The sequence below is a fragment of the Cobetia sp. 3AK genome, from assembly GCF_029846335.1.
Lineage (GTDB): Bacteria > Pseudomonadota > Gammaproteobacteria > Pseudomonadales > Halomonadaceae > Cobetia > Cobetia marina.
The window spans coordinates 1-416 of the sequence record NZ_JARWKR010000030.1 but is presented as its reverse complement, the minus strand read 5'-3'; the positions used below and the strand labels follow the sequence as shown (position 1 = coordinate 416).

Genomic DNA, 416 nt, shown 5'->3' with positions numbered 1-416 from the left:
CCGACGCTGACCGGCAGCGCCGAGATCGGTAGCACCGTCACCGTCACGCATAATGGCGAAGTGATCGGCACGTCCACCGCCGATAGCAATGGCACCTGGAGCTTCACACCAGGCACTGAATTCGCCGATGGCGAGCACGTCTTCAGCGTCACCGCGACTGATGAAGCCGGCAACGTGAGCGCGCCGTCTGGCGAGTTCACGCTGACGGTTGATACCACTGCGCCGGATGCGCCGATTCTGTCCGAGACCGATGGCGAGACCGCCAACGGCAGCACCGTCAATGGCAGCGCCGAGGCCGGGGGGACCGTCGAGATCACCGATGTCGATGGCGTTGTGCTTGGCACCGGCACCGTTGCCGATGACGGCACCTTCAGCATCACGCTGTCGCCGAAGCAGGATGCTGGCACCGAGCTGAC

1 protein-coding gene is annotated in these 416 nt (G+C 64.7%); it reads left to right on the top strand.

Annotated elements, in window-relative coordinates; translation table 11 throughout:
- A partial coding sequence (locus tag QD228_RS17010; RefSeq protein WP_279876132.1) for an Ig-like domain-containing protein occupies positions 1-416 on the top strand: 416 nt, incomplete at both ends.